A 7,551-nucleotide genomic window follows, 5' to 3' on the forward strand; every position below is an offset into this window, starting at 1 on the left:
AGGGCTTGCACCCGCTGAGGACTTGCACCCGCTGAGGGCTTGCACCCGCTGAGGACTTGCACCCGCTGAGGGCTTGCACCCGCTGAGGACTTGGGGCCGGCTCGCGCCCGCGCCGGCCGGCCCCTATACTGGCGCGGCCATGCAAGCTCCCGCACGCCCGGTCCGCCGCCTCGACCCGATCCTCGTCGACCGCATCGCGGCGGGCGAAGTGGTGGAGCGGCCGGCCTCCGCCGTGAAGGAGCTCGTCGAGAACGCGATCGACGCGGGCGCCCGCGCGGTCGAGGTGACGATCGAGGGGGGCGGGCGCCGGCTGATCCGGGTCATCGACGACGGCGCCGGCATGGCTCCCGAGGATCTGGCGCTCGCGGTCGAGCGCCACGCCACCTCGAAGCTGCCGGACGGGGACCTCACCCGCATCGCCTCCCTCGGCTTCCGCGGCGAGGCGCTGCCCTCGATCGCGGCGGTGGCCCGGCTCGCCATCACCACCCGCACGGCCTCGGCGGAGACGGGCTCCACCCTCACGGTGGATGCCGGGATCCGCGGCGAGGTGCGCCCGGCGCCCGCCGCCCGCGGCACCCGCATCGAGGTGACGGACCTGTTCTCGGCGACGCCCGCGCGCCTCAAGTTCCTGAAGTCGGACCGGGCCGAGACCGCCGCCATCGCCGACATGCTGCGCCGCCTCGCGGTGGCTCAGCCCGCGATCCGCTTCACGCTGCGCACCGAGTCCGGCCAGCCCCTCGTCTTCCCGGCGGAGACGGAGGTCGGCCCGGCCGCGACGCTGCGCCGCCTCGTGGCCGTGCTCGGGCCCGAGTTCGGGCCGAACGCCCTGCCGCTCTCGCTCGCCCGGGAGGGGCTGGCGCTCGAGGGCCATGTCGGCCTGCCGACCTTCCACCGGGGCGCGGCCACGCACATCCACTTCACGGTCAACGGCCGGCCGGTGCGCGACCGGCTGCTGCTCGGCGCCGTGCGGGGCGCCTACGCCGACACCATGGCCTCGGACCGGCACCCGGTGCTGGCCCTCGCGCTCGCCTGCGACCCCGCCCTCGTCGACGTGAACGTGCACCCGGCCAAGACCGAGGTCCGCTTCCGCGATCCCGGCCTCGTGCAGGCGCTGATCGTCAGCGCGATCCACGAGGCCCTGCGCCGGGGCGGCGCCCGCTCGGCCACGACGGGCGCCGCCCGCGCCCTCGAGGCCCTGCGGCCGGGCGGCGCGGGAGCGGCCCCGGCGCCCCTGCGCACCCACACGGGCGCCTCGGCCCCGAGCCTGTTCCGCCCCGCCCGGCCGAGCTTCGCCCCGGGCCGCGCCCCCTCCTTCGGCGCCCCCTCCTTCGGTGCCCTCGCCGAGCCCCCCTGGGGCCGGGCGGAGCGCGAGGCTGCGGGCTCGCGGGAGACGGGTTCCGGGGAGGCGGGTTTCGGCGAGGCGGCCCAGGCGCTGCTCGAACCCGCCGCTCCGGCGGAGCCCGGCCTCGCGCCCCCCGCCGCCGAGTGGCGCGGGGCCCCGGCCGAGGCCGAGCCCCTCGACCATCCCCTGGGGGCCGCCCGCGCCCAGCTCCACGAGACCTACATCGTCGCCCAGACCCGGGACGGGATCGTCCTCGTCGACCAGCACGCCGCCCACGAGCGCCTCGTCTACGAGCGGCTGAAGCGGGAGCGGGCGGAGGGCGGCATCGCCCGGCAGGGCCTGCTGATCCCGGAGGTGGTCGAGATGGCGCCCCACGAGGCCGACCGTCTCGTCTCCGCCGCGCCCGACCTCGACAGGCTCGGCCTGACGGTGGAGGCGTTCGGGCCCGGCGCCGTGCTGGTGCGCGAGGTGCCGGCCGTGCTCGGCCGGGCCTCGATCCGCGCCCTCGTCACCGACATCCTCGACGCGCTCAGCGAGAGCGGGCTGGAGGAGGGGGCCGAGGCCGCGCCCGAGGCGGGCGGCCCGCTCGGGCGGCGCCTCGACGCCGTGCTCTCGCGCATGAGCTGCCACGGCTCGGTCCGCGCCGGCCGGCGCCTGCGCCCCGAGGAGATGAACGCGCTCCTGCGCGAGATGGAGGCCACGCCGCTGGCGGGCTCCTGCAACCACGGCCGCCCGACCTTCGTGACCCTCAGCCTCGCCGACATCGAGCGCCTGTTCGGGCGCCGCTGAAGGCGCTTCCGCGGCTCGGGAAACGGCCCTCGCTTGAGGCGCCGCCGGACGCTTCGCCGCGTCACGGGGACGGCGGTCTGGAACGGGTGGCGCGATGAGGCTGACCGAGCGCGAGCGAGACGCGATCCTGGCCTGTGCCCGACGGCATTTCGGCGCCGGCTCTCGCGTGCTGCTGTTCGGATCCCGCGTCGACGACGCGCGGCGGGGTGGCGACATCGACCTTCACGTCGTCGCGGAGACGCCGGCGCAGGCCACGCTCACCACCGAACTCCGCTTCCGGGCGGACCTCGCCGACTTGATCGGCGAGGAGCGCGTGGACGTGCTCGTGCGGGAGCCGGGCTACGCGCTGCGCCCGATCGACCTCATCGCCCTGCGGGACCGGACGGCCGCTGTGACGGCGGACGACCGCCGGGGCGGAGAGGCCGGCGGCCCGGCCGGGGATCTCGCGGCGCTCGAAGGGCGGCTGCTCGCCGATGCCCTGGCCGTTGCCGGCAAGGTCGCCGCCCGGCTCGCCTGGTCGAGGCAGCGCGTCGCCGGGCTGATGCCGCTCGCCGCGGAGGCCGTGACCGGGCTCTCCGACGAGGACGAGGAGCGGCTCGACGCCCTCCTCCTGCGCTTCAACTCCCTGACGGCGATGATCCAGGACCACGTCGTGCGCGCTCCTCCGGGTGGAGGAGGAAGAGATCAAGGACAGGTCGCGCAAGGACCAGAGGCTCCTGGTGGAGAAGCTCGGCGCGCTGCGGCCGCATCTCGGATTCGCGACACTGGCCGAGCTCCGAAACCGCGTCGCGCACCACGACCCGGACGATCCGGGCCGGCAGGCTGCCATCCGCAACGCGGTGTTCGCCCGGATGGGCGACCTCCTGGAGGCGCATGACGGCATCCTGGCCTAAGCCGACCGCAAGATCTTCGCGGGGACGCTCGGGCTGAAGCCCGTCGGGCCTGCCGGAACCGATGGTGAGGGGCCGGCGCCGCCTCACCCACCGTAGCGGGCGATCAGCACGGCCGTCTCGCCATAGACGCGGCGCTCCAGGCTCTCGAAGGCGGGGGGCAGGGCGAGGGGGGCGGAGGCCGCCTCCTCCACCACCGCGAGGGCGCCGGGCTCCAGCCAGCCGCCCTCGGCGGCGGAGGCGAGGGCGGCCGGGGCGAGGTCGCGGCCGTAGGGCGGGTCGCAGAAGGCGAGGGAGAAGCGCCCGCTCGGGCCCGCCGGCCCGAGCCGCGTGGCGTCGCGGCGGAACAGGCGGGTGGCGCCTTCCAGCCCCAGCGCCTCGATGTTCTGGCGGATCAGCGCGCGCGCCTCCGCGCCCTCGTCCACGAGGAGCGCGTAGGAGGCCCCGCGCGAGATCGCCTCGAAGCCGAGGGCGCCGGTGCCGGCGAACAGGTCGAGCACCCGGGCCCGCGCCACCGCGTCGGCGTAGGCGTGGGTGAGCACGTTGAACAGGGCCTCGCGCAGTCGGTCCGAGGTCGGCCGGATCGCGTCCGTGCGCGGCGCGGCGAGCCGCCGGCCGCGCAGGGCGCCGCCGACGATCCTCACCGGCCGCCGCGCGGCTTGCCGCCGGGCCGCGGTCCCGGGCGGCCGCCGGGCTTGTCGCCGCCGGAGCGCGGTCCGGGCCGCCCGCCGGGCTTGGTGCCGGGCTCGGCACCGGGCTTGGCACCGGGCCGGCCGCCGGGCTTGGCTCCCGGCCTCGCGCCCGGCCGTGCCTCGGAGCGGCCGTCGAAGCGCCCGCCCGGCCTGGAGCCGGCCCGGGACTCCCCTCTCGCACCGCCCTTGAAATCGCCGCGGGGGCCGCCCGTCCGGCGCTCCCGGCCCTCGCCCTCTGGGCGCGCGCCGCCCGGCCGCGCGCCCGCCCGGGGCCGGCCCTCGTCCCGGAAGCCGCCGCGCGGGCGCTCGTCGCGGGAAGATCGCTCGTCGCGAGACGATCGCTCGTCGCGAAAAGGCCGCTCGCCGCGGTTAGGGCGCTCGCCGCGCGCGGGCCTCTCGTCGCGGAACGGGCGCTCGCCGCGGGGCGCGCGGTCCTGCGCGGGCCGCTCGGCCCTCGGGCCGGATCGGGCGGGGCGCGCCTCGCCGGAGAACGCCTCCCGGCGCTCGGGGCGCGGGCCGGACCGGGCGGGGCGCGCCTCGGCGGGCCGCCCCTCGCCGGCCTCGGCCCGGCGCGGCCTGCCGCGCGCGCCGGCCTCGGTGTCGAGGGTGCGGAAGCGGGTGCGGCGGTGCGGCTCGGGGGCCGGCTCCGGCGGGCTCGCCTTCAGGCGCTCCACCACGACGCGGCGCTCGCCCGCGCGGATCGAGCCGACGCGCTCGCGGCCGCGCTCGGCGGCGGCCGCCCGCTCGGCCTTGGGGTCGGCGCCCCGGCGCGGCACCTTGGCCGGGCGCAGGGGGGCGGGGCCGGTCTCGTCCGCCCGCCAGACCGAGCGGCGGGGCCCGGGCCCCATGCCGCCGGTGGGCACGCGGGCGGGGGGCCGGGCGGGCGCCGGGGCTCCGGCCCCGCCGCGGCCGGCCGGCGCAGCCCGCCGCTCGCTCTGCCGGGCGGACCCGCGGGCCGCGCCGCGGGAGGCGGCCGCCGCCTCGCGGGCCGCCGCCTTCGGCGAGCCGAACGGGGTCACCGGCTCGCGCACCGGGCTCGCGAAATCGACCTCGGCCTGCGCCGAGAGGCCGGGCCCGAGCTGCTCCTTGAGGACCTTGGTGCGCACCTCCTCCACGAGGCCGGGCTCGAGGTCGCCGAGCTGGAACGGGCCGAAGGACAGGCGGATCAGCCGGTTCACGGAGAGCCCCAGATGCTCCAGGATCCGCTTGACCTCGCGGTTCTTGCCCTCGCGCAGGCCGAGCGTCAGCCAGAGGTTGTCGCCCTGCACCCGGTCGAGGCTCGCCTCGATGGCGCCGTACTCCATGCCGTCGATGGTCACGCCCTTGCGCAGCCGGTCGAGCTCGGCCTGGGTCGTGTCCCCGTGCGCGCGCACCCGGTAGCGGCGCAGCCAGCCGGTGTCGGGGTGGGCGATCACCTTGGCGAGGCCGCCGTCGTTGGTGAGGAGCAGGAGCCCCTCGGTGTTGATGTCGAGCCGGCCCACCGCCACCACGCGGGGCAGGTCCTCGGGCAGGGTCTCGAACACGGTCTGGCGCCCCTCGGGGTCGCGGGCGGTGGTGACGAGGCCGCGGGGCTTGTGGAACAGCCAGAGCCGGGTGCGCTCGCGGGCGGGCAGGGGCTCGCCGTCGACCGTGATGCGGTCGGCCTCCGTCACGTTGACGGCGGGCGAGTCGAGCACCGCGCCGTTGAGGGTCACGCGGCCCTCCGCGATCATCGCCTCCGCGTCGCGGCGCGAGGCGATGCCGGCCCGCGCGATGGCCTTGGCGATGCGCTCGCCCTCGGGCGTGCCCTCCGGTTCGGGAGCCGGATCCGCCGTCCCGGCTTCCCCGGTCCCGGCGGCCGCATCCGCGGACGCTCCGGAAGGAGGCCTTTCTTTGACAGGCTTGGCCTTGGCGAGGGGCTTGGCCTTGCGCGGCTCGGCCGCGGGCTTGCGGCCCCCCTTGCGCGGCGGGCGCGCCTCGGCATCGTCGCCGGGCACGCCCGCGTCGGTGGCGGGGGCCCAGGCGGGGCCGGCATCCGGCCGGGAGCCGGGGGCGTCGGTCTCGGGCGGGTCGGCGTCGGGACTATCGTCGGGCGGGGTCGCGTTCATGGGCGCCCCATAACAGAGGCCGGCGGGCCGCGCGAGGGCGGGGCGGAGTCTTCGGGCCTGCGGCGTGCCCCGAAACGACGGAGGCGGCCCCCGCGGGGGCCGCCTCTCTCGCGCCGGTCTCGGTCCGGCCTGCCGGATTCGCCGGGGCTCAGAGCCTCGGCGAGCGGCCGCGCATCACGCCGAACACGGCGGAGATGAGGAACAGCGCGATCGCGACGAAGAAGACGATCTTGGCCGCCTCCATGGCGGTGCCCGCGATGCCGCCGAACCCGAGCAGGGCGGCGATGACGGCGACGACGAGGAAGGTGACTGCCCAACCGATCATGGTGCTCTCCGTGACTTCGATGTTGCCGGCTCAACGGCCAAGTTCGGCCCTCGGTTCCGGACGTCTTCCGCCGCCTGAAGCGCGTGCCCGGCGGCGTTCTTCACGTCTCGACATACGCGAAGCCTCGCCCATCAGTTCCTCGGGCGCCCGCCCGGCCCCGCCGGCGACGCTTCCCCGGACGGGGCCCCGCGCCTAGAGTGCCGCCCGTGCCCGAGACCGACGCCCCTCCGCCCGACCCGCTGAGCCTCGCCTTCGCGGCCGCCCGCCGGGCCGCCGCCGAGGGGGAGGTGCCGGTCGGCGCCGCATTGGTGCGCGATGGGACCGTCCTCGCCGTCGCCCACAACCGGCCCCGCGCCCTCAGCGACCCCACCGCCCACGCGGAGATCCTGGCGATCCGCGCCGCCTGCGCCCGTCTCGGGGACGAGCGGCTCACGGGCTGCGACCTCTACGTGACCCTGGAGCCCTGCCCGATGTGCGCGGGCGCGATCTCGTTCGCGCGCATCCGCCGGCTCTACTTCGCGGCCTCCGACCCGAAGGGGGGCGGGGTGGAGCACGGGCCGCGGGTGTTCAACCAGCCCACCTGCCACCACGCGCCGGAGGTCTACGGGGGCCTGCGCGAGGCCGAGGCCGCAGCCCTCCTGCGCGCCTTCTTCGAGGAACGGCGAGACCGGGGAGACACGCCATGATCCCACGCTACGAGCGCGCCCTCATCGTCGGCGCGGGCTCCGGCCTCAGCGCCTCCCTCGCCCGGCTGCTCGCCGGGCAGGGCCTGCGCCTGGGGCTCGCCGCGCGCGACGTCGCCATGCTCGGGCCCCTCGCGGCCGAGACCGGCGCGGCCGTGCACGCCTGCGACGCCAGCCGGCCGGCCGAGGTCGAGGCGCTGTTCGCCCGGCTGGAGCCGGCCCTCGGCGGCCACCCGGACGTGGTGGTCTACAACGCGAGCGGGCGCCTGCGCGGGCCGCTCCCCGACCTCGACCCCGAGGCGGTGGCCCGCTCGCTGTCGGTGACGGCCTACGGCGCCTTCCTGGTGGCGCAGGCCGCGGCCCGGCGGATGCTGCCCGCCCGGCACGGGGCGCTCCTGTTCACGGGCGCCTCGGCCAGCCTGAAGGGCTTCGCGGGCTCGAGCCCCTTCGCGATGGGCAAGTTCGCCCTGCGGGGGCTGGCCGAGAGCCTCGCGCGCGAATTGCAGCCGCAGGGCATCCACGTCGCCCACTTCGTCATCGACGGAGCGATCCGGAACCCGGAGCGCGGGGGCGAGCCCTCGGACGCGCCCGACAGCACCCTCGACCCCGACGCCGTCGCCCGGGCCTATCTCGCCGTGCTGGCCCAGGACCGCAGCGCCTGGACCTCGGAAGTCGCCCTGCGCCCCTGGGTCGAGCGGTTCTGAGCGCGGGAGGCGCGCCGCCGTCACCTCTCCCGTTCGGGA

General features: G+C 77.5%; 8 protein-coding genes. 4 read left to right on the plus strand and 4 right to left on the minus strand.

Going from position 1 to position 7,551, the window contains the following annotated elements; translation table 11 throughout:
• Nucleotides 1–139: 139 nt before the first annotated feature.
• Complete coding sequence (gene mutL, locus MOX02_RS20940) at nt 140–2,131, plus strand: DNA mismatch repair endonuclease MutL (RefSeq protein ID WP_147027743.1); 1,992 nt, start codon at nt 140–142, stop codon at nt 2,129–2,131.
• 61 nt (nt 2,132–2,192) lie between these two features.
• Here mutL and MOX02_RS31410 read toward each other — a convergent pair whose 3' ends face one another.
• On the minus strand, nt 2,193–2,834 hold the full coding sequence (locus tag MOX02_RS31410) for a hypothetical protein (RefSeq protein WP_170267945.1): 642 nt from the start codon (nt 2,832–2,834) through the stop codon (nt 2,193–2,195).
• A gap of 16 nt (nt 2,835–2,850) precedes the next feature.
• On the opposite strand from MOX02_RS31410, the gene MOX02_RS31415 reads away from it, so the two are divergent.
• A complete protein-coding gene (locus MOX02_RS31415) occupies nt 2,851–3,024 on the plus strand; it encodes a hypothetical protein (protein ID WP_170267946.1) in 174 nt (57 codons plus the stop codon).
• Between the two features lie 83 nt (nt 3,025–3,107).
• Here MOX02_RS31415 and rsmD read toward each other — a convergent pair whose 3' ends face one another.
• The 3 genes from rsmD to MOX02_RS20960 form a co-directional block, all read right to left on the minus strand.
• On the minus strand, nt 3,108–3,665 hold the full coding sequence (rsmD, locus tag MOX02_RS20950) for a 16S rRNA (guanine(966)-N(2))-methyltransferase RsmD (RefSeq protein ID WP_147027744.1): 558 nt from the start codon (nt 3,663–3,665) through the stop codon (nt 3,108–3,110).
• Nucleotides 3,662–5,800, minus strand: coding sequence for a pseudouridine synthase (locus MOX02_RS20955; RefSeq protein WP_147027745.1), 2,139 nt, complete (start codon nt 5,798–5,800; stop codon nt 3,662–3,664). The genes rsmD and MOX02_RS20955 overlap by 4 nt, the downstream gene beginning before the upstream one ends.
• Nucleotides 5,801–5,948: 148 nt before the next feature.
• Nucleotides 5,949–6,125: a DUF1328 domain-containing protein gene (locus MOX02_RS20960; protein WP_109895258.1), complete on the minus strand. Its 177-nt coding sequence runs from the start codon at nt 6,123–6,125 to the stop codon at nt 5,949–5,951.
• Nucleotides 6,126–6,331: 206 nt separating this feature from the next.
• Here MOX02_RS20960 and MOX02_RS20965 point away from each other — a divergent pair, with 206 nt between their 5' ends.
• Together MOX02_RS20965 and MOX02_RS20970 are read left to right on the plus strand one after the other, a co-directional pair.
• The gene (locus MOX02_RS20965) at nt 6,332–6,811 is read left to right on the plus strand and encodes a nucleoside deaminase (protein WP_174804954.1); all 480 of its coding nucleotides are present in this window, start codon (nt 6,332–6,334) and stop codon (nt 6,809–6,811) included.
• Nucleotides 6,808–7,512, plus strand: a complete 705-nt coding sequence (locus MOX02_RS20970) for an SDR family oxidoreductase (RefSeq protein ID WP_147027747.1) — start codon at nt 6,808–6,810, stop codon at nt 7,510–7,512. The genes MOX02_RS20965 and MOX02_RS20970 overlap by 4 nt, the downstream gene beginning before the upstream one ends.
• The last annotated feature ends 39 nt before the right edge of the window (nt 7,513–7,551 follow it).

Origin of the sequence: Methylobacterium oxalidis (assembly GCF_007992195.1) — a bacterium.
Taxonomy (GTDB): Bacteria; Pseudomonadota; Alphaproteobacteria; order Rhizobiales; family Beijerinckiaceae; genus Methylobacterium; species Methylobacterium oxalidis.

What these genes read in the sequence shown, in the direction of transcription:
- MOX02_RS20955 (WP_147027745.1), bottom strand. Translation starts at nt 5,800, where the DNA reads ATGAACGCGACCCCGCCCGACGATAGTCCCGACGCCGACCCGCCCGAG.
- MOX02_RS20970 (WP_147027747.1), top strand. Translation starts at nt 6,808, where the DNA reads ATGATCCCACGCTACGAGCGCGCCCTCATCGTCGGCGCGGGCTCCGGC.
- mutL (WP_147027743.1), top strand. Translation starts at nt 140, where the DNA reads ATGCAAGCTCCCGCACGCCCGGTCCGCCGCCTCGACCCGATCCTCGTC.
- MOX02_RS20960 (WP_109895258.1), bottom strand. Translation starts at nt 6,125, where the DNA reads ATGATCGGTTGGGCAGTCACCTTCCTCGTCGTCGCCGTCATCGCCGCC.